This window comes from Variovorax sp. 01T432 (assembly GCF_056398605.1).
In genome coordinates this window covers 202,679-227,218 of the sequence record NZ_JBFTPS010000002.1, presented here as the reverse complement: position 1 = coordinate 227,218, position 24,540 = coordinate 202,679, and the positions used below count along the sequence as shown (strand labels likewise).

The 24,540-nt window shown below is 65.4% G+C and carries 25 protein-coding genes; 9 read left to right on the top strand and 16 right to left on the bottom strand.

The features are described 5' to 3' along the window. Nucleotides 1–8: 8 nt before the first annotated feature. The 6 genes from otsA to AC1DNF_RS02705 all read right to left on the bottom strand — a co-directional run bounded on the left by otsA (nt 9) and on the right by AC1DNF_RS02705 (nt 6,266). Complete coding sequence (gene otsA, locus AC1DNF_RS02730; RefSeq protein ID WP_478147000.1) at nt 9–1,394, bottom strand: alpha,alpha-trehalose-phosphate synthase (UDP-forming); 1,386 nt, start codon at nt 1,392–1,394, stop codon at nt 9–11. After that, on the bottom strand, nt 1,391–3,259 hold the full coding sequence (locus AC1DNF_RS02725) for a glycoside hydrolase family 15 protein (RefSeq protein ID WP_478147030.1): 1,869 nt from the start codon (nt 3,257–3,259) through the stop codon (nt 1,391–1,393). Before AC1DNF_RS02725 ends, otsA begins: the two co-directional genes overlap by 4 nt. 50 nt (nt 3,260–3,309) lie before the next feature. Next, nucleotides 3,310–4,071 (bottom strand): trehalose-phosphatase, encoded by a 762-nt coding sequence (gene otsB, locus AC1DNF_RS02720; RefSeq protein ID WP_478146999.1) that lies wholly within the window; start codon nt 4,069–4,071, stop codon nt 3,310–3,312. A gap of 83 nt (nt 4,072–4,154) precedes the next feature. Beyond that, nucleotides 4,155–5,423: a multifunctional CCA addition/repair protein gene (locus tag AC1DNF_RS02715; RefSeq protein ID WP_478146998.1), complete on the bottom strand. Its 1,269-nt coding sequence runs from the start codon at nt 5,421–5,423 to the stop codon at nt 4,155–4,157. 11 nt (nt 5,424–5,434) lie between these two features. Next, nucleotides 5,435–5,659, bottom strand: a complete 225-nt coding sequence (locus AC1DNF_RS02710; RefSeq protein WP_478146997.1) for a hypothetical protein — start codon at nt 5,657–5,659, stop codon at nt 5,435–5,437. Nucleotides 5,660–5,855: 196 nt separating this feature from the next. Next, the gene (locus AC1DNF_RS02705) at nt 5,856–6,266 is read right to left on the bottom strand and encodes a response regulator transcription factor (RefSeq protein WP_478146996.1); all 411 of its coding nucleotides are present in this window, start codon (nt 6,264–6,266) and stop codon (nt 5,856–5,858) included. A gap of 110 nt (nt 6,267–6,376) precedes the next feature. On the opposite strand from AC1DNF_RS02705, the gene AC1DNF_RS02700 reads away from it, so the two are divergent. Further along, a complete protein-coding gene (locus AC1DNF_RS02700; protein WP_478146995.1) occupies nt 6,377–6,841 on the top strand; it encodes a high-potential iron-sulfur protein in 465 nt (154 codons plus the stop codon). A gap of 41 nt (nt 6,842–6,882) precedes the next feature. Here the strand turns inward: AC1DNF_RS02700 and AC1DNF_RS02695 are convergent, their stop codons facing one another. Both AC1DNF_RS02695 and AC1DNF_RS02690 read right to left on the bottom strand, forming a co-directional pair. Next, entirely contained in the window at nt 6,883–7,566 is a 684-nt protein-coding gene (locus AC1DNF_RS02695; protein ID WP_478146994.1) for a glutathione S-transferase family protein, read from the bottom strand. Then, a complete protein-coding gene (locus AC1DNF_RS02690; protein WP_478146993.1) occupies nt 7,566–9,572 on the bottom strand; it encodes a lytic transglycosylase domain-containing protein in 2,007 nt (668 codons plus the stop codon). Before AC1DNF_RS02690 ends, AC1DNF_RS02695 begins: the two co-directional genes overlap by 1 nt. 36 nt (nt 9,573–9,608) lie before the next feature. On the opposite strand from AC1DNF_RS02690, the gene AC1DNF_RS02685 reads away from it, so the two are divergent. The 3 genes from AC1DNF_RS02685 to AC1DNF_RS02675 all read left to right on the top strand — a co-directional run bounded on the left by AC1DNF_RS02685 (nt 9,609) and on the right by AC1DNF_RS02675 (nt 12,556). After that, nucleotides 9,609–10,226, top strand: a complete 618-nt coding sequence (locus AC1DNF_RS02685) for a 5-formyltetrahydrofolate cyclo-ligase (protein ID WP_478146992.1) — start codon at nt 9,609–9,611, stop codon at nt 10,224–10,226. 373 nt (nt 10,227–10,599) lie between these two features. Next, a complete protein-coding gene (locus AC1DNF_RS02680) occupies nt 10,600–11,394 on the top strand; it encodes an ESPR-type extended signal peptide-containing protein (RefSeq protein ID WP_478146991.1) in 795 nt (264 codons plus the stop codon). Beyond that, nucleotides 11,351–12,556 carry an autotransporter domain-containing protein gene (locus AC1DNF_RS02675; protein WP_478146990.1) on the top strand — a complete coding sequence of 402 codons (1,206 nt, stop codon included), beginning with the start codon at nt 11,351–11,353 and terminating at the stop codon, nt 12,554–12,556. The genes AC1DNF_RS02680 and AC1DNF_RS02675 overlap by 44 nt, the downstream gene beginning before the upstream one ends. 15 nt (nt 12,557–12,571) lie before the next feature. Here the strand turns inward: AC1DNF_RS02675 and AC1DNF_RS02670 are convergent, their stop codons facing one another. Next, nucleotides 12,572–13,555: a LysR substrate-binding domain-containing protein gene (locus AC1DNF_RS02670; RefSeq protein ID WP_478146989.1), complete on the bottom strand. Its 984-nt coding sequence runs from the start codon at nt 13,553–13,555 to the stop codon at nt 12,572–12,574. A gap of 159 nt (nt 13,556–13,714) precedes the next feature. On the opposite strand from AC1DNF_RS02670, the gene AC1DNF_RS02665 reads away from it, so the two are divergent. After that, nucleotides 13,715–14,044, top strand: a complete 330-nt coding sequence (locus tag AC1DNF_RS02665) for a DUF2917 domain-containing protein (RefSeq protein WP_478146988.1) — start codon at nt 13,715–13,717, stop codon at nt 14,042–14,044. A 3-nt stretch (nt 14,045–14,047) separates the two neighbouring features. On the opposite strand, the gene AC1DNF_RS02660 is transcribed toward AC1DNF_RS02665, so the two are convergent. Further along, nucleotides 14,048–14,443, bottom strand: coding sequence for a BLUF domain-containing protein (locus tag AC1DNF_RS02660; RefSeq protein ID WP_478146987.1), 396 nt, complete (start codon nt 14,441–14,443; stop codon nt 14,048–14,050). Between the two features lie 102 nt (nt 14,444–14,545). On the opposite strand from AC1DNF_RS02660, the gene AC1DNF_RS02655 reads away from it, so the two are divergent. Together AC1DNF_RS02655 and AC1DNF_RS02650 are read left to right on the top strand one after the other, a co-directional pair. Continuing rightward, on the top strand, nt 14,546–15,316 hold the full coding sequence (locus tag AC1DNF_RS02655; RefSeq protein WP_478146986.1) for a Crp/Fnr family transcriptional regulator: 771 nt from the start codon (nt 14,546–14,548) through the stop codon (nt 15,314–15,316). Between the two features lie 115 nt (nt 15,317–15,431). Continuing rightward, entirely contained in the window at nt 15,432–16,700 is a 1,269-nt protein-coding gene (locus tag AC1DNF_RS02650) for a polysaccharide biosynthesis protein (RefSeq protein WP_478146985.1), read from the top strand. 28 nt (nt 16,701–16,728) lie between these two features. Here the strand turns inward: AC1DNF_RS02650 and AC1DNF_RS02645 are convergent, their stop codons facing one another. After that, complete coding sequence (locus AC1DNF_RS02645; RefSeq protein WP_478146984.1) at nt 16,729–17,661, bottom strand: hypothetical protein; 933 nt, start codon at nt 17,659–17,661, stop codon at nt 16,729–16,731. Between the two features lie 167 nt (nt 17,662–17,828). Between AC1DNF_RS02645 and glmU the strand changes: the two genes are divergently transcribed. Next, nucleotides 17,829–19,265: a bifunctional UDP-N-acetylglucosamine diphosphorylase/glucosamine-1-phosphate N-acetyltransferase GlmU gene (glmU, locus tag AC1DNF_RS02640; RefSeq protein ID WP_478146983.1), complete on the top strand. Its 1,437-nt coding sequence runs from the start codon at nt 17,829–17,831 to the stop codon at nt 19,263–19,265. Nucleotides 19,266–19,276: 11 nt separating this feature from the next. Here the strand turns inward: glmU and AC1DNF_RS02635 are convergent, their stop codons facing one another. Next, the gene (locus AC1DNF_RS02635) at nt 19,277–19,759 is read right to left on the bottom strand and encodes an Lrp/AsnC family transcriptional regulator (RefSeq protein ID WP_478147029.1); all 483 of its coding nucleotides are present in this window, start codon (nt 19,757–19,759) and stop codon (nt 19,277–19,279) included. Between the two features lie 136 nt (nt 19,760–19,895). Here AC1DNF_RS02635 and glmS point away from each other — a divergent pair, with 136 nt between their 5' ends. Next, nucleotides 19,896–21,773 (top strand): glutamine--fructose-6-phosphate transaminase (isomerizing), encoded by a 1,878-nt coding sequence (gene glmS, locus AC1DNF_RS02630; RefSeq protein WP_478146982.1) that lies wholly within the window; start codon nt 19,896–19,898, stop codon nt 21,771–21,773. An 83-nt stretch (nt 21,774–21,856) separates the two neighbouring features. Here glmS and AC1DNF_RS02625 read toward each other — a convergent pair whose 3' ends face one another. The 4 genes from AC1DNF_RS02625 to hppD form a co-directional block, all read right to left on the bottom strand. Then, nucleotides 21,857–22,330 (bottom strand): DUF6130 family protein, encoded by a 474-nt coding sequence (locus AC1DNF_RS02625; protein ID WP_478146981.1) that lies wholly within the window; start codon nt 22,328–22,330, stop codon nt 21,857–21,859. A gap of 24 nt (nt 22,331–22,354) precedes the next feature. Continuing rightward, nucleotides 22,355–22,756 (bottom strand): cupin domain-containing protein, encoded by a 402-nt coding sequence (locus tag AC1DNF_RS02620; protein WP_478146980.1) that lies wholly within the window; start codon nt 22,754–22,756, stop codon nt 22,355–22,357. Nucleotides 22,757–23,114: 358 nt separating this feature from the next. Further along, on the bottom strand, nt 23,115–23,345 hold the full coding sequence (locus AC1DNF_RS02615) for a hypothetical protein (RefSeq protein ID WP_478146979.1): 231 nt from the start codon (nt 23,343–23,345) through the stop codon (nt 23,115–23,117). Nucleotides 23,346–23,431: 86 nt separating this feature from the next. Continuing rightward, on the bottom strand, nt 23,432–24,511 hold the full coding sequence (gene hppD, locus AC1DNF_RS02610) for a 4-hydroxyphenylpyruvate dioxygenase (protein ID WP_478146978.1): 1,080 nt from the start codon (nt 24,509–24,511) through the stop codon (nt 23,432–23,434). Nucleotides 24,512–24,540 lie beyond the last annotated feature (29 nt).

Here is a 24,540-nt window from a genome sequence, read left to right as displayed (position 1 = left end):
GCCCCTTCCTAGCGTTCGCTCGCCGCTTCGCGCAGCGCCTCGAGAAAGGTGCGCCGCCACCAGTGAACGTCCTGTTCGCGGATGCGCGCCAGCAGCTTCTGATGCCGCTCGCGCCGCTCTTCCAGAGGCATTCGCAAGGCCTGCTGCACGGTCTCGGCGGTGCCGTGCGTATCGTAGGGGTTCACCAGCAGAGCTTCCCTGAGCTGTTCGGCCGCGCCCGCGAAACGCGACAGCACCAGCACACCCGGATCGGCTGGATCCTGCGCCGCGATGTATTCCTTGGCGACGAGATTCATGCCGTCGCGCAGCGGTGTCACCAGGCCGACCGCCGCCGCCCGGCACAACCCCGGGACACGCTTGCGCGCGACCATACGGTGGATGTAGCGCACCGGCATCCAGTCCAGCTCGCCGTAGTCGCCATTGATGGCGCCGCACAGCGACTCGAGTTCGCGCCGGATGTCGCCGTAGGCATCGACCGTCTCGCGCGTGGGAGATGCGATCTGGATCAGCGTCGCGCTGCGGCGGTTTTCGGGGTAGTTGGCCAGCAACTGGCGGAAGGATCGCACGCGATGGGGAATGCCCTTGGAGTAGTCGAGCCGGTCGATGCCCAGCAGCAGGCGCCGGCTCGAATATTCGCGTTTCATGGTCTCGTACATGTCGCGCGATTCCTTCGCGTGCGTGAGCGCGGCGAACTCGTCCACGTCGATGCCGATGGGAAACACATTGCAGCGCACCGTCTGGCCATACGCGCGATAAAGATCGGTACCCACGAACTCGCCATTGGCCTCGTTGCGCACGTACTGCTCGAAATGCTGCACGTCCTGCCGCGCCTGGAAGCCGATCAGGTCGTAGGCGAAGAGCGAGCGCATCAGCCACTCGTGCTGCGGTATCGCCGCCATGATGATGTGCGGCGGCAAGGGGATGTGCAGGAAGAAGCCGATGCGCTGCTTGCACCCCATCGCGCGCAGTTCGGCGCCGAGCGGGATCAGGTGATAGTCGTGCACCCAGATGATGTCGTCCTTGCGCAGCAGCGGCATCAGCTTGCGTGCGAAGAGCTGGTTCACCCGCCGGTAGCCACCGATGAAGCCGGCCTCGAAGTTGGCCAGGTCGAGCCGGTCGTGGAACACCGGCCACAACACGTCGTTGCTGTAGCCGAGGTAATAGCTGTCGTGGTCCTCTCGCGAGAGGTCGATCGTGGCGAGCGTGATCTTGCCTGCCTGCTGCACGTGCAATTCCCCCTCGCCGGCGGGGCCGTTCTCGACGACGGCGCCGCTCCAGCCGAACCAAAGGCCCCCGGTCTGCTCGAGGGTTTCGCCGAGCGCGACGGCCAGCCCGCCGGCCGCGGGTTTGCGCGGATCGGCCAGGCGGTTGGAAATCACGACCAATCTGCTCATATGCACGAATCCCAGGGCGCGGACAGGCGCACTGCCGCATTGATGATGCCGACCATCGAGTAGGTCTGCGGAAAATTGCCCCACATCTCGCCCGTGACCGGGTGCGTGTCTTCAGACAGGAGGCCCAGCGGATTGCGCGCCGCCAGCATGGTCTCGAAGATCTGGCGCGCCTCGGCCTTGCGGCCGATCTTCGCCAGTGCGTCGATGCGCCAGAAGGTGCAGATGTTGAAGGCCGTCTCGGGCTTGCCGAAGTCGTCGGCCGCCTCGTAGCGGCGCATGTAGGGGCCGTCGCAGAGCGACTTCTCCATGGCTTCGACGGTGGAAATGAAGCGCGGGTCGCGCGCATCGATGAGGCCCACCTCGACCATCAGCAGGATGCTGGCGTCGAGCTCGCGGCCGCCGAAGCTCTCGGCGAAAGCCTGGCGTTCCTCGCACCACGATCTGGCGAGGATCTCTTCCTTCATGCGCGACGAGTGTCCGTGCCAGTAGGCCGCGCGTTCGGGCAGGCCCAGCGCGCGGGCGATCTTGGCAAGGCGGTCGCAGGCAGCCCAGCTCATCAGCGCCGAGCTCGTGTGGATGCGCGCGCGTGTGCGCAGCTCCCACATGCCGGCGTCGGGCGTGCCGTAGACGCGGATGGCCTGCTCGCCCACGGCCTCCAGATGCGGAAACTCGGCCACGCCCGCGCGGCTGAGCAGGCGATGATCGTGGAAGGCCTGCGCCGCGCCGAGCACGATGTTGCCGTAGACGTCGTGCTGGAAGTGCTCCTGCGCCTGATTGCCCACGCGCACCGGGCCCATGCCGCGGTAGCCGTCCAGGCCTTCGACGAAGGACTCCGGCAGTTCGCGCTCCAGGCCGATGCCGTAGAGCGGCTGGATGTGCTGGCCATGCGAGCCGATCACCACGTTGCCGAGCCAGCGAAGGTAGTCCTCCATGGTGCCGACTTCGGACAGGCTGTTGAGCGCGCGCACCACGAAAAAGGCATCGCGCAGCCAGCAGTAGCGGTAGTCCCAGTTGCGCTGGCTGCCCGGCGCCTCCGGAATGCTGGTGGTCATGGCGGCGACGATGGCGCCCGTGTCCTCGTAGAGCGACATCTTGAGCGTGATCGCGGCGCGGATCACGGCCTCCTGGTACTCGAAGGGAATCGCGAGCCGCTTGCTCCATGTGCGCCAGTAGGCGATGGTTTCCTGCTCGAAGTGGCGCGCGGTATCGGCGATGCCATCGGTCAGGGTTTCGTCGGCGCCGAGCACGAAGTTGTATTCGCGCGACAGGACGAAGGGTTGGCGCGACAGGATGTGTGAGACCGAGGCGTCGGTGTTCAAGCGCATCGTGAAGTCCGGGCCTACATAGCGGACATGGTTGCTGCCGCGCGTGACCGTCGGGGCCTGCGCGCCCCATTGGAAGCGCGGCGCCAGCGACACGCGGATGCGCGGGGTGCCGTGGATCGGGCGCACGCGGCGCACCAGCGTGAGCGGGCGGAAATAGCGCGAGCGGCTCTGGAAGCGTGGCGCCAAGTCGGTGATCTCGATGCCCTGGCCGGTGCTGTCGAACAGCTGGGTGCGCAGCACGGCGGTGTTCGGCTCGTACCACTGCCTGGACGATGCGAAGTCCTCGATCTCGATGGCCCACGCGCCTGCATCCTCGCCCGGGTGCAGCAGAGCGTTGAACACCGGGTCGCCGTCGAAGCGCGGAAGGCAGCACCAGACAATGCGGCCTCGCGCGTCGACCACCGCGCTGTAGGCGCAATTGCCGATGACGCCGACGTTGAGCGATGGCTCGGCCGGCGGCCCGAAGCCGCCGCGCGCGGGTGGCGCGCCGGGCGTTTCCAGGAGCGGCGCGGCCTTGTCGCTGGCGGCGGCGCCGGCCATCGATTCGCCGGCGCGGGCTTCGGGCGTCTCGATCTTCCAGGGAGATGTCGTCATGCGGGCTTCCTGGGTGTTCCGGGCGCAGGTGTCGCGAGCAAGTCCCGCGCCGCGACCAGCCATTCGAACACCGCCCGAGGTGAATCCAGCCGGTGCAGTGCCTGGCTGGGCCCGGAGCCGACCTTGATCGCCATCCCGCCACGCGGCTGGACGATGGCGAATCCGCTTTCGTCCGTGGTGTCGTCACCTGCAAAGACGGGTGTGCGGCCGGCAAAGGGCGATTCGCGCATGAAGGCGTCGATGGCGACGCCCTTGTTGATGCCCGCGGGCTTGACCTCGAACACGAACTTGCCGTGCATCAGCTCGAATTGGGGCTGGTCCTCGATCACGCGGGTCATGGCATCTCGGCACAGGGCTTCGAGCTGCGGCGCGAGCCGGTAGTGCAGGGCAATGGCCGCGTGCTTGCGTTCCACCAGCAGGCCCGGGTGGCGGCGTGCCAGTTCATTGGCGGCATCGAGCACCGACCTCAGGTCGAGGGCGCGCTGCTCCCGCATGGAGCCTTCGGCATCGCGGCGCTGGACGCCGTGCTCGCCCGCCGCCGGCAGGCGCAGGGGGGCGAGAAAGCGGTCGAGCACGTCGATCTGCCGACCGGAGACCACGGCAAGGGCGCCGCCCAGCAACTCGTGGAGGTCGCCGAGGAGTGCGACCATCGCGCTCGGAACTTCGATCGCCTCGGGTGTCTCGGCGATCTCCACGAGGGTGCCGTCGAAGTCCAGGAAGAGGGCAGCGTCGGGTGTCAGGCGAGGAGGTGTCTGCATGGAGGGAAAACCATAGCAGACTGGGGGCCTGGAGCGCGTCGGCCAAAGCCGCCAATCGTCAATTCAGCCGGCTTCAGCGTGTTTCACGCGGCCGGGGGAAGCGCCGCCGCGACGGCGGCGACGCGTGCGCGCGCAATGGCCTCGCCGATTCTCGGGCCGGTGGCGCCCGCTGCCTGGGCTTCGCGCGCGATGGCTTCGGTATCCACCGATTGGGCAAGGGCAAGTGCCGCGAGCAGGCGCCGGCGCTGCGGGTAGGGGCTGTCTTCGAGGCCCAGGCGTCCACGCGCATCGCACTCGCAGGCCTGTAATGCCTGCTCGAAGCGCCCCGGCTTGCGGAATGCGTCGCAGCGCTCCAGGAGCCGGACAAGCGCAGCGGCATTGAGTTCGCCGCTGCGGTGGATATTGCCGTGCTCGCGCGCCACGACGTCAGCCAGTTCGCGAACCTCCACCGGGACGCGCCAGCGGTCGCACACCGCGCGCAGCAGCCTGGCGCTGCGCTGTTCGTGGCCGATGTGGCGGGGCAGCTCGTCGACGGGTGTCGTGCCCTTGCCGAGGTCGTGCATCAGGCAGGCGAAGCGCACGGGCAGCGGCGTCTGCAGCCGCGCCGACATGTCGAGTACAAGCATCAGGTGCAGGCCGGTGTCGACCTCCGGGTGATGGGCTTCGGGTTGTGGCACGCCCCACAGCCGGTCGACCTCGGGCAGCAGCACGGCAAGCGCGCCGCATTCGCGCAGCAGTTCGAACATGCGGGAGGGCCTGGCTTCCATCAGACCGCGCGACAATTCCTGCCAGACGCGCTCGGGCACCAGCGCATCGACCTCTCCGGCGGCGACCATCTCGCGCATGAGGGTCATCGTTTCGGGGGCGACATGGAAGTCGGTGAAGCGCGCGGCGAAGCGCGCCACGCGCAGGATGCGCACCGGGTCCTCGCGAAAGGCGTCGGTCACATGGCGCAGCAGTTTCAGTTGCAGGTCGCGCTGGCCGTGGAAGGGGTCGACGAGGTCCGCGCGCTTCGGTGCGAGGGGCCCTGCGGGGTCGAGCCTGGAGGAGGCAAGCGCGATGGCATTGATCGTGAGGTCGCGTCGCGCCAGATCCTGCTCCAGGGTCACGTCGGGCGCCGCATGGATAGTGAAGCCGCGATAGCCCGGCGCGCTCTTGCGCTCGGTGCGTGCCAGCGCATATTCCTCGCGCGTCTGCGGGTGCAGGAAGACGGGGAAGTCGCGGCCCACCGGGAGAAAGCCCTGCGCCACCATCTGCTCGGGCGTGGCTCCGACCACCACCCAGTCGCGGTCGCTGCCGGCCTGGCCCAGTAGCGCATCGCGGATTGAGCCGCCGACGAGGTAGGTTTGCATGGGGCCGGAGTCTAGCCGCGGCGGCGCTCCAGGGCCGCCAGTCCGGCCGGTGTCAGCTTCAATATCTTTGCCGACCCCGTGTAGTAAGGCACTCCCTTCACCAACATAGACGGTGGAATCTCGGCCTCGACAAGCCCGGCCGCGTCAAGAATCAACACTTTGTCGATGTCGTATGTTCCGTGAACAAGAAAGGGAAGCTCGGCATGGCTCAGGCGCTCTAGAAGTTCGTACGGCATCGGTTCCCTTGCGGTCCCGTTCCGAAATCCGGTGGGGTTGCTCAACGAGAACCAAAGAAAAGACCGCGCGATTGATGATCGTGGACGTTTCTTGAATTTGCGCGATAGCAGTGATCCGATCTGAGATTTTCTTGCGCTGGATCAAGTCATGGCCAAAGATCCTGCGCGTGTCAGCCACGGGTAGGGGATGCGCTGTTCAGATGGTTTCGATCGGACGCTCCGATGACGCTTTCTTGTGCTCCAACTGGTGTGCACAGTAGGCAAGAAGCGCGCTGATCGGCGTGGCCTTGTCGAATACGGCATTGGCGCCGAGGTCCAGGCACCTGCGACCCATCTCCTTCGTCGCATGCGCGGTCAGCACCACCATCTTCTGGGTCGCGCCGCGAACCCGACACGCTGCCAGGACGCGCAGTCCGTTTCCGCGGGCGAGGAGCAGGTCCACCAGCACCAGATCCCATGCGCGAGGATTCGACAACAGCCACAGGACCGCCTCCGATTCCGTTTTGGAATGCCCGACGATCTCGAAGTCCAAGCCATGGTCCAGCATCCTGGTTACCGCGGAGCGGGCATGTTCATCGTCCTCGACGATGAAGGTTCGAAGCGTCATTGCGATACCTTTCGATTCCGGCTTCATTAAATGCCGTGCGCGGTATGGGCGTCAACGAGCAGGCCGGCACATGGAGAATCCAATTCTGCGAGGGCTGACGCGTTGGCAGCTTGCGCTGGATCAATGAAGGCGGCAGTGCGCCCGCGCCGCTGAGGCGCGAAGGTTTCGAGGGGGATCTTGATCTGGGTCAGTGGCGCCGCCACGGGCCTTGTCCATCATCGCGTGGTGATCCGCAGTCCAACAACGAGAACCCCATGAGCCCTCTCAATCGTCGAACCATCCTTCTGCGTGGCGCCACAGCCACCGCCATCTTCCTCAGTCTCCATCGGGTCGCGCAGTCGGCGGCTGCGAAGCTCGACGAGTCCGATCCGGTGGCCAAGAGCCTTGGATACAGTCAAGACACCCGCAAGGTCGACGAGAAAAAATACCCCAAGCACGTCGCGGCTCAGGATTGCGCCGGTTGCAGCCTGTACAAGGGCGCGCCCAAGGATGCGATCGGTGAATGCCCGCTGTTTGCGGGCAAGGGTGTATCCAGCGGAGGCTGGTGCAGTGCCTGGACCAAGAAGGCGGGATAGCCTGGCGAGGCAGGAGGCGCCGCGGCGGTCGGGGCAGGCGTTCAGCGGCCGAGGCGGTACGGTTCCTCGAACGCGAGGAAGTCCTTCTCCTCCAGCGCGTCGTCGATCCAGGCCTTGACGCCAGGCAGGGCCTGGACCCTTGCGATGTAGGCGGAGATTGCCGGCGGCACGGGGAGCGCATAGGTGTTCAGCCGTGCGCAGACGGGCGCGTAGTAGGCGTCCGCGATGCCGAACTCACCAAAGAGCATCGGGCCGCCGTGCGCTTCGAGCAGGCTGCTCCACATCTGCACGATACGATCGAGGTCGGCCCGCACGCCGGGCTGATCGCGAAGAATCAGCCGGCCCTGCACGGCAAGTTCGGCCTCGATGTTCATGCCGCAATGGCTGCGCAGCGCACCGAAGCCCGCGTGCATCTCGGCACAGATGCTGCGCGCGCCGGCGCGCAGCACGCGGTCTTCGGGCCAGAGCTTCTTGTCGGGATGGCTCTCGGCGAGGTATTCGCAGATGGCGAGGGTGTCGTAGACGGCAAGATCGTCATCCTGCAGCACCGGCACCGTGCCCGTCGGGTTGACCTTGCGGATCGCTTGCTTGAACTGCGAATCCGCATCGAAGGAATCGAAACGCACCTTCACCTCCTCGAACGCGATGCCGGCCTGCTTCATGAGCACCCAGGGCCGCATCGACCAGGAGGAGTAGTTCTTGTTGCCGATGTAGAGCTTGAGCATCAGGGAAGGTCCTTGGTGGTCTCGGGAACCGCGGCGTCGCGCGGGCCCACTGTGCCCAGGCGGTCCTTGAGCGACTGCGGCCTACCGGTGATCAGGGCCGCATAGTTGGTGGTGTTCGCCAGCACCTTCTTCACATAGTCGCGGGTCTCGGTGAAGGGAACGTTCTCGGCCCAGATCGCGGTCTCCATCACCGGTCCGTTGCGCCAGTTGCGCGGCCGGCCAGGACCTGCGTTGTAGGCCGCGGCGGCCAGCGCCATCGAGCCGTCGAAATCGTCGAGCGCGAGCTTCAGGTAGTTCGTGCCGATGGTGATATTGGTGTCGCGCTCGTTGAGCTGGCCTGGCGTGAAGTCGGAGAGACCGATCTTGCGTGCGGTCCAGCGGGCGGTGGCGGGCATCACCTGCATCAGGCCGGAAGCGCCGACCCCGGAGCGTGCATCCATGACGAAGCGGCTTTCCTGCCGGATGAGGCCGTAGACGTAGGCCGGATCGAGACCGATCTCCTCGCTCTTGCGCAGCACGGTGTCGCGGAAAGGCATCGGGAAGCGCTGGTCGATGTCGATCGTGCCCTTGGTGCGCTCGCTGGTGTTGATGCAGCGGTCCCACACCTCCCGCTGGCAGGCGAGGTCCGCCGCGGCGAGCAGTTCGCGATCGGCCATGCCACCCTTGTCATGAAGATTGGTCGCGTAGTTCCATTCGCGATTGCCTTCGGCGCGCAGGCCGATCGAAATGGCGTAGAGCGCGCGGTTGAGCGCGGGATTGTTGCGTGCGGCGTCCTTTTCCTCGGGCGTGAGCGGGGTGGGGCGCGTCGGCACGTCGGCGCGCTGGCCCAGTTCCTCGAGCGCCAGCAGTTCGTAGAAACCGCGCGTGCCGGCGATGCTTTCATACAGCGCGCGCGCCTGTGCGCGGCGCTCGTCGCCGCCGTAGTTGCTGAGTGCGCGCGCTTTCCAGTAGACCCAGGTCGGGTCCTGCTGGGATGCCTCGCTCATGGCGTTGATGGCGGCCTGCACGATCTTCCAGTCGCCGCTGCGCAGGGCCGCGCGCGCCTTCCAGGCGAGCATGTCGTCGGAGAGATCGCTGTTCTTCGTGACGTTCGCGAAGGCGTTGTTGGCCTGGGGCGAGAGCTTGGTCGCGTATTGCCGGCCGATCGCGCCCCAGAGCCAGTTTCGTTCCTCGGCGCTCATCATCGGACCCCATTTGCGATCGAGCTGCGCGGCGGCCATGTCCGGGTCGGCAATCGTCATCTTGATGAGCGCGAGTACCACGATTTCCTTGCGCGCCTTGGCGGCGACGAAGACGCGGCTGGTCAGGAACTTCGCGACGCTCGCGTTCATCTCGTCGAAGAGGGGAACCGCATCGGGTGCGACCAGCACGATCGCGGCGCGCGCGGCTTGCGGCTTGTTCGCCTCGATGGCGAGCCGCGCCTTCTTCCATGCATCGTTGGGCGACATGAGGCCGGCGGCGATCATGCGGTCCGCGGCGGTCAGGCAACCGTCGTCGAGTTCGCGCTGCGCATGCCAGTTGCGCCGGACCTCGTCGGCCTTCGCCTTGGTGGCGCTGCCGGTGCGCAGCGCGTCGACCAGAATCGCGTAGCAGGCCACCTGCGCGTCGTCGTTCATGCGGAACGACGCGTGGAAGGCGGCAAAGCCGTCCCAGTCGCGGCGCTGGCCGGTGAGCAGCAGCCAGTCGTTGCGCAGGCGGTCTTCCTGGTAGGTGCCGGCATAGCGAGAGAGGAAGTCCTGCACTTCGGCGACACTGGCCTCCTGCAGGCGTGCCTTGAGTTCCCAGTAAGCCGCCCAGGCTTCGAGCGTATGGCCGCGCGCCTGGGGGAGCAGGGCCGTGAGACGAGTCTTGTCGCCGCGCTGGAAGGCCTGCTTCATCTGCACGATCACGTCGTCGTTGAGGTTCTGAGCGCATGCGGGTTGCAGCATCGCCGTGGCCGCCAGAACGAGTGAAAGAGCCAGCGCGGAGAACGGCCTGGAAGTGAGTGCGCGGGGCTGGGCGCGCATGGATGCCAAAATGCTTGCTAACTGCATCGGGGGATTATGGACAAGTCAAAGGGTGCCGACACCTCGGCAACTGCCACATTTCTCAAGGGCCAGCTGCGCGCGGCGTTGATCGAACAACGCCTCGCCATGCCCGATCGACTCGCGCGCGCCGACCTGCTGCAGCGCGTGATGCGCATCTGGCTGGTGGGCAGGCCGGACGCCGTGATCGGCGCCTACTGGCCGATCAAGGGCGAATTCGACCCGCTGCCGGCGCTCCACCGTTGGAAGGAAGACGGCGAGCTGCTCGACGAGCCGCATCGCCGCCGCATCGGCCTGCCGGTGGTCGACCGTGTCCACAAGACGCTGAGCTTCCATTCGTGGTACCCGGGCTGCCCGATGGAGAACGACGCCTATGACATTCCCAAGCCCAAGGACACCGAGCAGATCGTGCCCACGCTGCTGTTCGTGCCCTGCCTGGGCTACAGCGCCGGCGGGTACCGCCTGGGCTATGGCGGCGGCTTCTATGACCGCACCCTGGCGACGCTGGAGCCGCGGCCGTTCACGGTGGGGCTCGGCTTCACGAACGGCTTCCTGGAAGAGTTCGAGCCAGAACCCCACGATCTGCCGCTGGACGCGATCCTGAACGACAACGGCGTCGTCTGGCCGATTTCCTGAATTCCTCCGCCTTTGATCGGCCGTTGCAACCGAGCGGACCGCTTCCGGGCGCGCAATGCGCCAAGGCCACGACCCGGCCGTTGGACCTTCCGTAAGGTTTCAATTCTTCTTGAAACCGCCGCACGGTGGAATCCCTCCTTGAGATCGAAAGTGTGGTGCGCGAACCGCGGGCGCCGACGCCTTTGTACCTTCGATAAGACGTCAGATCTGATTTCTTAGTGCCTTTTGTTTAATTGATTCTCGCCAATTGTCGCGATCAATTCTTTGGGTGCACATCGCTCGGCATCATGCGCGCTCTCCTCACAAGGGAGACCCGAGAGATGGCCATCGCGGAGCCACAAGCATCACAAAAATGATCGAGGACTGACTCACAATGAACGAAATCTACCGTTCCATCTGGAACGCTGCGCTCGGCGCCTGGGTAGCCGTTGCAGAAATCACCAAGACCCAAGGCAAGCAAAGCCGATCAGGGCGGAATACGGATCGCAAAGGTGGAGGGCGGGCACAGCGACCCGCGGTGCGCGAATGGATGTTGGCCCCGGGTCCGGTGGTCGCCGCGCTGTCGTTGGCCTTGACCCCGCTGCAGCAGGCGAGCGCGGCGAGCGCGAGCTGGGACCCCAACGGCGCGGCCGCGGGCAGCGGGGGCAGTGGCATATGGGATGCCACGAGTACGCGGTGGTTCAATGGCACCACCTTCGGCGTATGGAAGAACGGGGCCTTCGATGACGCTGTGTTCAATGCCCCGGTGGCGCCGCTCGCGGGCAATGGTCTCACGCTCTCAGGTGCGATCAATGCGCACAGTCTCACCTTCAACGCCGCATACATGCTGTCGGGCGGTACCCTGAACCTCGGAGGCGTCGCCCCAACCATTGCAGGAGCGCCGCTGGTGACGATCAACTCGGTCATCACGGGCACGGCGGGACTCATCAAATCGGGCACCGGCGTCCTGACGCTGAACGCTAACAACAGCTACACCGGCGGCACGCGATTGCAGCAGGGCGGGCTGACGCTGGGAAGTGCGAGGGCCTTGGGGTCATCCACCGCGGCGGCCGATTTCGACGTGTCGGCCGGAACCTCCGTGACATGGAGCGGTGGCCTGACCTTCAACTACAACCTCACCGCCCATGGCGGAACGGTGGCCTTCAGCGGCTTACCTGCGCTCGCGTGACAACCGACCGCCGATCCTTGGCTCGGTCGATCCGAAAGAGGTGCTGCCGCCGACGGTGGCCGCGGCCAGCCCGGAGGTCTCGCTCAACAACCGCCTGGGCGCGATGACGCAGCTGTGGGGCATGCAGTCGCTGGGCACCTGGCACACCCGCAGCGGCAATGCCGACGAGGGCCAGAAGCGCGGCGGCACCCACTACTGGGTGCGCGGCTTCGGGGCCCACGGCCAGGTCAAGGGCGGCGGCTTGCAGTCGCGAGGCGCGGACTTCGCCTACAACGCGGCAGGCCTGCAGGCCGGCGGCGACGTGCAGGTCTCGCGCAACGGCCCGCTCGAAGACCGCGCGGGCGGCTATGTCAGCGCAGGCAGCCTGCGCGGGGACGTGAAGCACTTCGACGGCAGCGACGCGGGGCGCAATTCGATGCGCGCCTACAACGTGGGCGGCTACTGGACTCGCACCAGCAGCGAGGGCTGGTATGTCGACGCGGTGGCGCAGGCCACACGCTACGACAGCGTCCAGACGCGCTCGGTGCAGGGCATCAACGGCCAGACCGCCGGCTGGGGCGTGGCCGCCTCGCTGGAGGCGGGCAAGTCGATCGCGCTGTCGCAGACACTGAGCCTCGAACCGCAGGCCCAGCTGATCGTGCAGCACAACAGGCTTGACGATGTGCGCGACAGCAACCTCACCGACGCCGCGCTGGGCAACAGCAACAGCGTGCTGGGCCGCGTCGGCGCGCGCCTGGTGAACAAGTGGAACGAGCCCGGCTCGATGCTGCCGGCAAACACCACCTGGCTGCGGCTGAACGCATGGCAGGAGTTCGCGGGCAAGAGCAGCGTGACCTACCAGACCGCCACCGGCCCCCTGGCCTACGGCAACAACATGGGCGGCAGCTGGGGTGAGGTGGAGCTGGGCTTCAGCGCCTCGCTCACGCCGAGCACCTCCATCCACGCCAGCGTGGCCTACCAGCACAGCCTGAGCGGCACGGGCCGCGAGGGCGCCAGCTTCAGCGCCGGCGTCAACACCGGTGGCATGACCGCGATGGGCGTGGGCCTGAGCACCCAGCTCGCGCCCAACGCCACGCTCAGCACCAAGGCGTCCTATGGCAACGGAGCCAAGGGCCAGCCCGGCGTGATGACCGCCAACGTCGAGCTCGCCCTTCGATGGTGAACGGCCTGTCTGAAGTCAGTCCGGATGGTCGACGGTGTCGGGGTCCGGGACCTCGCCGATGGTTTCGCGCGTGATCGCGGCCTGCCCCTGCAGCCATTCGGAGAAGGCCTGGATCTCGGTCCGGGGCGCGCTGCGGGGCCCGGTGATCAGCCAATAGGCCATGGGCGACTCCATGCGGTGCTGCGGCAGGATTTCGATCAAGTCGCCGTTGGCCAGGCTCTCGGCGATCAGCGAACTACGCGCCAGCACCACGCCCTGGCCGGTGAGCGCGGCCTGGACCATCTGATAGGCGTAGTTGAAGTAGAGCCAGCGCCGTGGCTGCGCGCGCTCCAGGCCGTTGTTCTCGAACCAGCGGCGCCAGGTGAGCCATTCGAGGTGCGTGCGATGTGCGTCGCCGGCCTCGATGAGCGTGAAGCGCATGATGTCGGCCGGCACCTTGATCGCCGGATTGCTCTTGATGAGCCAGGGACTCGCCACGGGCGTCAGCGCTTCGCCGAAGAGGCGAACTGCGCCGGCCGGCATGTTCGCGCGGGGGCCATAGCGCAGCGCCATGTCGACGTCGGCGACGCCCATATCGAGCGCCACGTCGCTGGCGTCGATTCGGATATCGATTTCGGGGTTGTCGCGCTGGAAGGCTTCGAGGCGCGGAATCAGCCACATGGACGCGAAAGAGGCGAAAGTGGTGAGCGAGACGCTCTTGCGCCCGGCGCTCTGGCGTATCTGCCGCACGGCGCCATCGATGCGCGGCAGCGACTGCTGCACGGCGAGCAGGAGTTGGGCGCCGGCGCTGGTGAGCTCGACCGCGCGGGTGTGGCGCAGGAACAGGCTCACGCCAACCTCTTCCTCCAGCGACTGAATCTGTCGGCTGACGGCCGACTGGGTGAGCGCCATTTCTTCCGAGGCGGCCCGAAAGTTCAGGTGCCGCGCGACGGCCTCGAAGGCCCGCAGATGCCCTGCCGCGATGGGCCGGGAGCGCAGATGAGTCTGGGAATGCTGCATGCGAGGTAACGGCCGGGCGTCCTGGCGGAAGAGTGGATTGATGCGAATCCGGAATCAGTAGCCTACTGCGTTTTCATTGGACCGCCAACGGGCGGGCGCCGATCATTCATTCCCGAAGCGCGCAATTGCGTTTTGGAAAACCGCTTCAGGAGTCCGATCATGTCCGCCACTTGTGCCCCTTCTTCGCTTCAGTCCCTTCCGCAGGCTGCGCGCGCCGCCGCCATCCCTCCGGCCGTGCGCCGCGGCGCTTGGCGCCTGGAAGCCGGCCAGGCCATGAGTCTCAGGGCGGCCAATACCAGCATGTTGCATATCCGCCAAGGTCGCGTGTGGGTGACGCGCGACGCGACCGCCCACCGGGGCAGCGAAGATCTGGTGCTTGCGCCGGGTGAGTCGCTTCAAGTCCAGGCGGGCGAGCGCATCGTGATGGAGCCATGGGATGGCCATGGCGCCACCTACAACTGGGATGCGGTGCAGGCCGCGAAGGCCTGAATCTCAACCCGAGATGTCGAAGCGGGGGCGCAGCGCCAGAAAATGCGCGAGCGCCTCAGCCCCCGCGAGTTGGCTGAAGTTCGCCAGATCTTCTCCATTTTCGACCTCGGCCAGACCCATTTCGAAGCGCAGGTAGCGCCGCTGCGCCAACATTCCCTCGTACACAACCCGGATCTGCGCATGTCGTGCATCCGCCGCGATTTGGGTCATCAGGCGAAGCACCTCGTCACGCGGCCCTTCCATGTGCTGGCAGAAACGCAATCCGTCGAAAACCAGCAGACCGGTGATGCCGCGTTCCATGTTCCGCGCGCGCGCTGCGGCAACGATCTGTCCGACGACGATGGGTGATTGATCGGAGGCCAGGACACTATAGAAGAGAATTTCTCGGAGTTCGGTCATTGGGAAAGTGAGGCGGACGCATTCGAAGTCGAGCGCAGTGTAAGGACGCCGAAACTTTGCCGAAATGTCAAAAGACACAGGCTGCTGGCCTATAGTGCTCAAGTGAAATTCGAGGACTATCCTGCCCCCGTCTACCCCCCGCGCTGTGCCCATCCCTGCGAGGCATGCGGGTTGCGGGGGAATCCGGCTTTCGTTCCCGTCACTGCGCAAGAGCTGCGCACCATCGAGTCCTTTCGCAGCGGCACGCGCGTCGTCGATGCCGGCCAGCCGGTTTTCGACGAGCACAGGGCCAGCCCCGAGTTGCTGACGCTCTATTCCGGCTGGGCCTTTCGCTTCAAGACGTTAAGCGACGGTCGCCGACAGATCCTGGGCTTTCTGCTGCCGGGCGACTTCATCGGCCTGCAGGACGAGTTTGCGGACGGCCAGACCCATGGCGTCGAGGCGGTGACCGGCGTCACGCTGTGCGCCTTTCCGCGCGACAAGCTCTGGGACTTGTTCCATGCCCATCCCAAGCTCGGCTATGACGTCACCTGGCTGGCGGCACGCGAGGAAAAGATGGTGGACGACAACCTCGTGACCACAGGGCGGCGCAATGCGAGCGAGCGTGTCGCGATGCTGCTGATGCATCTCTATCGCCGCGCGGAGCGTGTCGGCATGGTGCGCGACGGCTGGGCGGAGTTTCCCTTCAATCAGCAACACATCGCCGACGCACTCGGCCTGTCGCTGGTGCATACCAACAAGACCATGCGCAAGCTCCAGCGCCTCGGGCTGTACAAGCTCGACAGTGGGTGGCTGCGCATCCTGGAGCCGCGGGCGCTCGAGACACTGGGTGACTATTTCGAGCGGGCGCTGCGGCCGACGCCCTTGATCTGAGACATCCGAGGCGGCGGTCGTCCATCGCGTATCGTAGAAGCCGTGCCTGACAATCCCGGGTCACCCGCTTCGATCCGGCAGACGCCGGCCATTTCATGACCGTCCCTGCCTGCCAGTGAAACTCCTGTCCCGTCTGCGTCAGATCGCCATGGTTGGCGGTGTCGAATCCTTCGGCGTGGCCGTCGGCGGCATTGCCGGCCTGCTCATCGTCAATCTGATGCCGAAGGAGCAGTACGCCGCCTACACATTCCTTGTCGCCTGCATGACGCTCATCCTCGGCGTGACCGACCTGGGGCTCGTCCATTGCCCGCTGCCGATCGTCGGGCAGCGAAATCGCGACGTGCCATGGATCGTCGGGGCCTGCCAGCAGGTCTTTCGAAAGCGCTGGCTGTTGCTGGCGCTGGGGCTCGCGGTCGTGGGGCCGTATTGGTTCTACACGTCCAACCAGCATGGGTGGTGGGGAGGTGGCTACCTGCTCGCGTCCGTTCTGGTCCTTGCCGTCGTGCTCTTCACTCTCCGGGAGCATTACGCGAGCACGGTGATGCTGATCATGAGCCGCATCACCGAATTGAACCGCGTCGGTTTCTCCTCGCAGATCGTGCGCCTGTCATTCGTTGGCGTGGTGCTGCTGCTGCCGATGACATCCTGGTCGATCGCCGGGCTTCTTGCCGCAGCCGCGGCCGCCGGCTTCGTCAGCGTGATGCTCTACAAGAGACAGTTCAGGCTGCTGGCGATCCCGGACCTGAAGCTCGACGCCGAGGACGCCAGGCGGGTCGATGCGCAGATCATCCAGATCGCGAAACCTCTCGTGCTGCCGGCCATCTTTTATCAGGTGCAGGGTGTGATTACCGTGTTCCTGGTGTCCTTCTTCGGCACGTCGAGCATGATGGCCGAGGTCGGTGCTTTCGGGCGCTTGAGCATGGTGCTCCTTGTGATGGACCGCGTGACCAACATCCTGCTCTTCCCGGCCATCGCGCGCGCGCCCAAAGGACCGCGCTTGCGCAAGATCGTGGTGCATGCGCACCTGGCCTATATCGTCACGATGATGCTGGTCATGTTGAGCTCGGTCGTGTTCCCTCACTACTGGATACTGCTCCTGGGCAAGCAGTACCTGAGCATGGAGCCGCTGGTATGGATGGTGTTCGTCTCGTCGATCCTCATGAACGCCTCGGGCTTTGCCTTTCGCACGCTGTCGGTTCGCGGGGCGACCGGCGGACAGAGCTTCAGCATCCTCGTGACCGTGGCTGCCCAGGTGCTCTACCTCTGGCTGCTGGGTGTGAGCGATTTGCGCTCGGTGCTTGGCTTCGCCATCGCGACCAGCGTTGCCAATTGCGGCTACCAGTACGTGATGCTCATGCTGCACTGGCGAAAGTGGCGCGAGTAGGGACGCGCGCAACAGGAGGCGAAGCGGCTCAGGCTCGCTTGTAGACGCGGCCAATGGCCGCCGCGATCTTCAGCGAGAGCTGGCGTTTTGCCAGGTCGCCATCGGAATACACCCGGATCGGCGCGTTGGCGAAGTGGTAGTACCACTTGCTCGCGGCCGTCGGCGGCCGCCCGCGCAGGGCCTGCTTGATGTGGCCGCCGTGCCATGGCTTGACCGAGCCGATCGCGTGCGAAAGGTAATAGCCGCCCGGCACGAAATCCATCGCCTCCGGGCCGGCCGTGTTCAGGGGCGCCTCCGTCACGGTGAGCGCGAAGTTCAGCGCGTCCTGGTCCGTGGAGTGGAAAAGGGCCGCCGATCCTCCGGCCTTGAGCTGCTTGGCGCCGTCGTTGTAAGCCACGACCAGATCGCACAGTCGACGCCAGAGGTCCAGGAACTCGAGGTGCGCGCGCGACACCGCGATGAAGCCGGCGTTGTAGTAGCGATCCAGACCGCGCCTCGGGATGGCACCGTGGGGTGCGAAGAAGCGGCCCCACAGGAGACGCTTCGGATGCCTTGCCGGAAAACACCAGTTGACGTCTTCGATCAGCGAGATTCCGTCTTCTGTGAACCAGCCCTCCATCGAGGGCCAGTCGCACTTCACGACGATATCGGGATCGATGTACGCCACTACCGTCGCATTGGGCGAATGCTTTTCCAGCATCTCGCGAATGAACGTGGGCTTGTAGTAGGTGAAGTGGAGCGGGGTGTCGAGCAACACCATGCAGAGCTTGAGCGTGGGCGCCACCTGAAACTGGCCGCTCGCGCGGTCGAAGGAAGGTGAATTCACGATCCACCCCGGCAGGGCGCCGCGGTAGCCGACCCAGAGCTCACCGGCATAGCCAGCCTTGATCAGCGAATTCGACAGCGCCGCGACGCCGAAATGGTAGTTTCCCTCGAAGAGCGTGCAGAGCGTGATTTTCATGGGTCAGTGTGTGTAAACGCGCTCAAGTGTAAACAAATGTTGTACTTTTCGGCGTGATTAACTCGCGGATTCCGAGCCTTCCGCAGGAGTGCGACCGGATTTCGGGCAGAAACAACAGCGCGCCGATAATTCGCGCCAGCTTGGCGAAACGCATTCGGGAAGGACGCATGAATCAGATTCCGCAGGACAACCAGGGACCGGTCGACGTCGTCATCATGGCGGCCGGCAAAGGGACGCGAATGAAAAGCAGCCTGCCCAAAGTGTTGCATCGTTTGGGCGGCCGCGCGCTTCTCAGTCACGTAATCACGACGGCCGCGCGTGTCGGCGCCCGCCGCATCGTGGTCGTGACCGGCCACGGCGCGGCCGACGTCGAGGCGGCCATCGAGGGCACCGTGCCGGGCGTGTCGCCCCTGTTCGCTCGCCAGGTGCCGCAACTCGGAACCGGCCACGCCGTCCAGCAAGCCGCACCGCTGCTGCCGGACGACGGCACGGTGGTGGTGCTGTCCGGCGACGTGCCGCTGATCGGCGAGGACACCCTGCGCGCGTTGGTTGCTGAAAGCGCCGGCCGGCGGCTTGCGCTGCTGACCATTCATGTCGACGACGCGACTGGCTACGGGCGGATCGTGCGCGCGCCGGCTTCCCCCGAAGCAGAAGGCGAAGTGCAAGCCATCGTCGAGGAGAAGGACGCCACCGCTGCGCAACGCGCCATCCGCGAGATCTACAGCGGCGTGATGGCGGTGCCGGCCCACCTGCTGAAGACCTGGCTCGCGCGGCTGGACAACCGGAACGCGCAAGGCGAGTACTACCTCACGGATGTCGTCGGCTTTGCCACCGTCGACGGTGTGCCGGTGGTCGCGCATCGCACCGAAGATCCGCTGCAGGTGGCCGGTGTCAACAGTCCGGCGCAGCTCGCCGCGCTCGAACGCGCCTATCAGCGGCGTCAGGCCGAGGCGCTGATGGACCAGGGCGTCCGTCTGGCCGATCCGGCGCGCCTCGATGTGCGAGGCTCGCTGGTGTGCGAATCGGATGTGGAGATCGACGTCAACTGCGTCTTCGAAGGCGCAGTTTCGCTCGGCGCCGGCACGCGCGTCGGCGCCAACTGCGTTATCGCGAATGCGCGTATCGAAACCGGTGCGGTGATCCATCCCTTCACCCATATCGATGGCGAGAAGGCGGGCGTGACGGTGGGCGCGGGCGCGCGCGTGGGTCCTTTTGCGCGATTGCGTCCGGGCGCCCGGCTGGGGGCCGAGGTGCACATCGGCAACTTCGTGGAGGTCAAGAACTCGACCCTTGGCGCCGGCGCGAAGGCCAATCATCTGGCCTACCTGGGCGACGCCACCGTCGGTGAGCGCGTGAACTACGGCGCCGGCAGCATCACGGCCAACTATGACGGCGCCAACAAGCATCGAACCATCATCGGCGATGACGTGCACGTCGGCAGCAACTGCGTGCTGGTCGCGCCGGTCACCATCGGTGCCGGGGGAACGGTGGGCGGTGGCTCGACGGTCACCAAGAGCACGGAGCCGGGCGCCCTGACGATCTCTCGTGCGCGGCAGGTCAGCTTCGCGAACTGGCAGCGGCCATCGAAGATACCGAAACCCTGAACGGCTCAGAGTCAAGGCGCCGCGACGGGGAGTGGGACGCGCGGCGCGAACTTCGCGCGCTTGAGGCTGAAGAACGCCTTCACGTTGCGCACATTGGCGTCGCTGGTGAAGAGGCGCTGCGCCAGCGCCTGGTAGCCGGGCATGTCGCGCACAGTCACGATCAGCACGAAGTCAGGGCCGGGCGAGACGCGATAGCACTGCTGCACGGCGTCGTCGGCGATGACCCGTTGCTCGAAGGCATCCAGAGACTCCGCATCCTGCCGGTCGAGAGAGACCTCGACCACCGCGCTGAGCAGGGCGCCGAGTCTGTCGACGCTGAGAATTGCTACCTCGCTTGCGATCCATCCCGATTCACGCAAACGGCGCACGCGCCGCAGGCACGTGGGTGGGGAGATGTTGAAGCGCTCTGCGAGCGACTGATTGCTCTCCGATGCATCTCGCTGGAGTGCATCCAGAAGGTGAATGTCAGTCTCATCCAAGTTAGAAACCTTCATATGTGTATACATTATGGAAGAAAATTCCATTTTATAGAAACAGAGAAATATATGATCAATAGCGATGAAATATTGATCATTTATTACATTGAATGAGGCCTACCATCGCACCTGACTTCAATCCGTAGGAGCATCCATGTGTGGCATCGTCGGCGCCGTTTCCGGTCGCAACATCGTTTCCGTTCTTGTCCAGGGCCTGCAGCGGCTTGAGTACCGCGGCTACGATTCCTGCGGCGTGGCGGTTCACGTGGGTGGCCTGCAGCGTGCCCGGACCACTTCGCGCGTGGCCGATCTGCTCGCACAGGTGCGTGACGACCACATCGAAGGCACCACCGGGATCGCTCATACGCGCTGGGCGACCCATGGTGCGCCGGCGGTTCACAACGCGCACCCTCATTTCAGCCACGGACCGGGTTCGGACGCGGAAGCGACGCGGCCCGAGCGCGTGGCTCTCGTGCACAACGGCATCATCGAAAACCACGAGGGGCTGCGTGCCGCTCTTCAGGCCAAGGGCTATGTGTTCGTGAGTCAGACCGACACCGAGGTCATCGCGCACCTGATCGACAGCCACTACGACGGCGATCTGTTCGAAGCGGTGAAAGCCACCGTGCGGCAATTGCAGGGCGCGTACGCCATTGCGGCGATCTGCCGCGACGAACCGCACCGCGTGGTCGGCGCCCGCGCGGGGTCGCCGCTGATCCTCGGCGTGGGCAAGGAGGGCGAGAACTTCCTCGCGAGCGATGCGATGGCCTTGGCCGGCGTGACCGACCAGATCGTCTACCTGGAAGAGGGTGACGTCGTCGACATCCAGCCGGGCAAGTACTGGGTCGTCGATCGCGACCACAAACCGGCGAGCCGGGCCGTGCGTACCGTCCACGCGCACAGTGGCGCGGCCGACCTTGGTCCCTATCGGCACTACATGCAGAAGGAGATCTTCGAGCAGCCGCGCGCCATTTCCGACACGCTCGAAGGCGTCGAAGGCATCGTCCCCGAGCTGTTCGACGGCATCACTGCGGACGGCAAGCCGGGCGCGCCAGCCTGGCGCGTCTTCAATGAGATCGACAAGGTGCTGATCCTCGCGTGCGGCACCAGCTACTACAGCGGCTGCACGGCCAAGTACTGGCTGGAGGGCATCGCGAAGATCCCGACGCAGGTGGAGATTGCGAGCGAATACCGCTACCGCGACTCGGTGCCTGATCCGAAGACGCTGGTCGTCACCATCAGCCAGTCGGGCGAGACGGCCGATACGCTGGCCGCGCTCAAGCACGCAAGGTCACTGGGCATGGAGCAGACGCTCACCATCTGCAACGTCGCGACCAGCGCGATGGTGCGCGAATGCAAGCTGGCCTACGTGACGCGCGCCGGCGTCGAGATCGGGGTCGCATCGACCAAGGCCTTCACCACGCAATTGGCGGGGCTCTTCCTGCTCACGCTGGCTCTGGCGCAAGCCAAGGGGCGCCTGACCGCAGAGGATGAGGTGCGCTACTTGAAGGAGATGCGGCATCTTCCGGTGGCGCTCCAGTCGGTGCTGGCGCTGGAGCCTCAGATCATCAGCTGGTCGGAAGACTTCGTCCAGAAGGAGCATGCGTTGTTCCTCGGCCGCGGCTTGCACTACCCGATCGCTCTGGAGGGCGCGCTCAAGCTCAAGGAGGTGACCTACATCCACGCCGAGGCCTACGCCGCCGGCGAGCTCAAGCATGGTCCGCTTGCCTTGGTCACGAGCGAGATGCCTGTCGTGACCGTGGCGCCGAACGACGTCCTGCTGGAGAAGCTGAAGAGCAATCTGCAGGAAGTGCGCGCGCGCGGCGGTGTCCTCTATGTGCTGGCCGATGCAGACACGCACATCGAGAACAGCGAGGGCATCCACGTGATCCGGATGCCGGAGCACTACGGCGCGCTGTCGCCGCTGTTGCATGTGGTGCCGCTGCAGTTGCTGGCGTATCACACGGCTTGCGCGAGAGGGACGGATGTCGACAAGCCACGCAATCTGGCGAAGAGCGTGACTGTTGAGTAGTGGGCACTGATTGATTGGGCGCGCGGGGCCTGGCGGCAATCAGTATGTGGGTAGCGCGGTGCAGCACCGCCGTGCGGCGCAGGTCAATGCGCGTGGGAGTGGGACGATGCCAGACGCTCTGGGACATTCACGGAGAAGGTCTCGCTGGTCAGGATCTTGTGCGTCGGGTCGGCGACTTCGATCAGGAACTTGTGCGCGCCCGGTGTCAGCCCGACCACGATGATCGGGTCGTTGCTGGTGTGGGCCCAGGTGCCCGGCCGATCATCGACCGTCACGTGAAGATGGGCGACACGCGGCGAGACGCCACGGGCTGCTTCGCCGAAGATCGGAATGATCCGAAAGTTCTCCGCGCGGAACTGGACAATGACGACCCCGCGAGCCAGAGCCTCAGGCAAGGGCGGATACACGACGAGCTTCGCTTCCGGCTCCGATGCGACCGGAAGCACCGCCGCGGGGCGGCCGAGGTCCGTGGCGGTCTGCGCGCCGGCAGGGATCGATGCGAAGGCAAGCGCCGCGAACGACGTGGCGGCGGCAATGAGGGAAAGGGAAAGCTTCATGATGATGATCTCCGTCGACAGTCGTTACCTGGCCGGCACCAGGATGGGCTTGCCTGTTTCAACGATGTAGGTGGCGAGTTCCGAGGCACCGCCGGTGCCGACGTTCCTGGCAGAGTGGACTGCGCCCTCCGGTATGAACAATCCGTCGCCGGCCTTCAGCGTGACCGGTGGCTTGCCTTCGATCTGGTATTCGATCGTGCCGTGGATGACATAGGCGACCTCCGCGCCCGGGTGCGAGTGTCCGGCCGCCACCACGCCCGGGGCAAAGTCGACGCGCACCTGGACGACCTCGCGACCGGGAATGCCGAGATCGTGCTGCAAGACGTCGGTGCGTCCCAGCCCTGCCGGCTGCGCCTGCGCCAGTTGCGCGATCAGACCACTGCCGGCGATCAGCACCGCTGCCGTCATGAATCGAGTTGCCTTCATTGGATGTCCTTCAAAGATGGATCGCGTGGAGCTCGCTAGAACCGGTCTCATGCGGGTCTGGAGCGGGTGAACGAATTACATCGGCCGGCTGTATCCCCGATGTGTCCACCTGCAGGGGTCTTTGAAGCCTCATGTGTTTGCGCAGCGTCGAGACACACTGGCATACACAAACAAAGGAGCGCGGCGACGCCGTTCGCCATGGGACAGGGGGGAGCCGTGTGCGCCAGCGTGGTCCGTCAAGGACGCCTGGCAAAGGCCGTCAGGCATCGGACCGATGCCGTGAATGGCGGCGGACGGCGGCAGGTGGCGCCGCCGTGCGCATCCGCGACCATGCGCGGATTGTTGACCGGGCTCTGGGCTAAGCCTTCTTCGACAATCGCTTCCACATCACATTGACGTCCCGAACCCAGGTCTCGATGCGTTGCTGACGAGCACGGTGATCGCCGGCCGGCTTGTGCGCGAGCATCGGCACCTCGCCGATGTCGAGCTTGTACTCCGGCGGCAACTCGCTATAGGGGAAGGGCGGCTCCTTCAACCCGGCGTCCCGGATGGCTTGCAGTTTGGTTCGGAGGCTGACGGGTTCGTTCATGTGTCGAGTATGACCTCGAAATCCGCGCTGTCCCGGCGCCAGCGATCACGCAAGCGGCCCTAGATGATGGGCAGTGGAGTCGGATCTCAGTTCGTCTTCAACACGCCGCGGCGCACCTGGTCGCGCTCGATCGACTGGAACAGCGCCTTGAAGTTGCCTTCGCCGAAGCCGTCGTCGCCCTTGCGCTGGATGAATTCGAAGAAGACCGGGCCTCCGAACGCGGTCTCCGAGAAGATCTGCAGCAGCAGGCGGGGGCTGCCGCCCTCGGTGCTTCCGTCCAGCAAGATGCCGCGTGCCTGCAACTCGGCCACCGGTTGGCCGTGGCCGGGCAGGCGCGTCTCGAGCATCTCGTAGTAGATGTCGTTGGGCGCGCTCATCAGGGGCACGCCGGCGAGGCCGAGCTGGTCGATGGTATCGATCAGGTTGTCGCTGAGCAGCGCGATGTGCTGGATGCCCTCGCCGTTGAACTTCATCAGGTATTCCTCGATCTGGCCGGAGCCCTTGGAAGATTCCTCGTTCAGCGGGATACGGATCTTGCCGTCGGGCGCGGTCAGCGCTTTCGAGGTCAGGCCGGTGTAGTCGCCCTGGATGTCGAAGTAGCGGATCTCGCGGAAGTTGAAGAGCTTCTCGTAGAAGTTGGCCCAGAAGGCCATGCGGCCGCGATAGACGTTGTGGGTCAGGTGGTCGATCAGCTTCAGGCCGTGGCCAACCGGGTGGCGATCGACGCCTTCGATGAATTCGAAATCGATGTCATAGATCGACTTGCCGTCCTCGAAGCGGTCGATGAGGTAGAGCGGCGCTCCGCCGATGCCCTTGATGGCCGGCAGGCGCAATTCCATCGGGCCGGTCGCGATCTCGATCGGCTGCGCGCCGAGTTCCAGTGCCCGCGCATAGGCCTTGTGCGAATCCTTGACCCGAAACGCCATGCCGCAGGCCGAGGGCCCATGTTCAGCGGCGAAGTACGCGGCCGGGCTGTGCGGCTCGCGGTTGACGATGAAGTTGATGTCGCCCTGACGGTACAGCACGACGTCCTTGGACCGGTGCCTGGCCACCAGTTGGAAGCCCAGCTTCTCGAAGTAAGGCTCCAGCGTGTCGGGCGTGGGCGAGGCGAACTCGACGAATTCGAAACCCATCAGGCCCATGGGGTTCTCAAACAGATCGGCCATTGTGTCCTGCTCCGTGAATCAAGGAAGTG

Bases quoted from the DNA above. Each gene is read 5' to 3' on its own strand.
- otsA (WP_478147000.1), bottom strand. From the start codon at position 1,394: ATGAGCAGATTGGTCGTGATTTCCAACCGCCTGGCCGATCCGCGCAAA.
- AC1DNF_RS02725 (WP_478147030.1), bottom strand. From the start codon at position 3,259: ATGGCCGGCGCCGCCGCCAGCGACAAGGCCGCGCCGCTCCTGGAAACG.
- otsB (WP_478146999.1), bottom strand. From the start codon at position 4,071: ATGCAGACACCTCCTCGCCTGACACCCGACGCTGCCCTCTTCCTGGAC.
- AC1DNF_RS02715 (WP_478146998.1), bottom strand. From the start codon at position 5,423: ATGCAAACCTACCTCGTCGGCGGCTCAATCCGCGATGCGCTACTGGGC.
- AC1DNF_RS02710 (WP_478146997.1), bottom strand. From the start codon at position 5,659: ATGCCGTACGAACTTCTAGAGCGCCTGAGCCATGCCGAGCTTCCCTTT.
- AC1DNF_RS02705 (WP_478146996.1), bottom strand. From the start codon at position 6,266: ATGACGCTTCGAACCTTCATCGTCGAGGACGATGAACATGCCCGCTCC.
- AC1DNF_RS02695 (WP_478146994.1), bottom strand. From the start codon at position 7,566: ATGCTCAAGCTCTACATCGGCAACAAGAACTACTCCTCCTGGTCGATG.
- AC1DNF_RS02690 (WP_478146993.1), bottom strand. From the start codon at position 9,572: ATGCGCGCCCAGCCCCGCGCACTCACTTCCAGGCCGTTCTCCGCGCTG.
- AC1DNF_RS02685 (WP_478146992.1), top strand. From the start codon at position 9,609: ATGGACAAGTCAAAGGGTGCCGACACCTCGGCAACTGCCACATTTCTC.
- AC1DNF_RS02680 (WP_478146991.1), top strand. From the start codon at position 10,600: ATGAACGAAATCTACCGTTCCATCTGGAACGCTGCGCTCGGCGCCTGG.
- AC1DNF_RS02675 (WP_478146990.1), top strand. From the start codon at position 11,351: ATGGCGGAACGGTGGCCTTCAGCGGCTTACCTGCGCTCGCGTGACAAC.
- AC1DNF_RS02670 (WP_478146989.1), bottom strand. From the start codon at position 13,555: ATGCAGCATTCCCAGACTCATCTGCGCTCCCGGCCCATCGCGGCAGGG.
- AC1DNF_RS02665 (WP_478146988.1), top strand. From the start codon at position 13,715: ATGTCCGCCACTTGTGCCCCTTCTTCGCTTCAGTCCCTTCCGCAGGCT.
- AC1DNF_RS02660 (WP_478146987.1), bottom strand. From the start codon at position 14,443: ATGACCGAACTCCGAGAAATTCTCTTCTATAGTGTCCTGGCCTCCGAT.
- AC1DNF_RS02645 (WP_478146984.1), bottom strand. From the start codon at position 17,661: ATGAAAATCACGCTCTGCACGCTCTTCGAGGGAAACTACCATTTCGGC.
- glmU (WP_478146983.1), top strand. From the start codon at position 17,829: ATGAATCAGATTCCGCAGGACAACCAGGGACCGGTCGACGTCGTCATC.
- AC1DNF_RS02635 (WP_478147029.1), bottom strand. From the start codon at position 19,759: ATGAAGGTTTCTAACTTGGATGAGACTGACATTCACCTTCTGGATGCA.
- glmS (WP_478146982.1), top strand. From the start codon at position 19,896: ATGTGTGGCATCGTCGGCGCCGTTTCCGGTCGCAACATCGTTTCCGTT.
- AC1DNF_RS02625 (WP_478146981.1), bottom strand. From the start codon at position 22,330: ATGAAGCTTTCCCTTTCCCTCATTGCCGCCGCCACGTCGTTCGCGGCG.
- AC1DNF_RS02620 (WP_478146980.1), bottom strand. From the start codon at position 22,756: ATGAAGGCAACTCGATTCATGACGGCAGCGGTGCTGATCGCCGGCAGT.
- AC1DNF_RS02615 (WP_478146979.1), bottom strand. From the start codon at position 23,345: ATGAACGAACCCGTCAGCCTCCGAACCAAACTGCAAGCCATCCGGGAC.
- hppD (WP_478146978.1), bottom strand. From the start codon at position 24,511: ATGGCCGATCTGTTTGAGAACCCCATGGGCCTGATGGGTTTCGAATTC.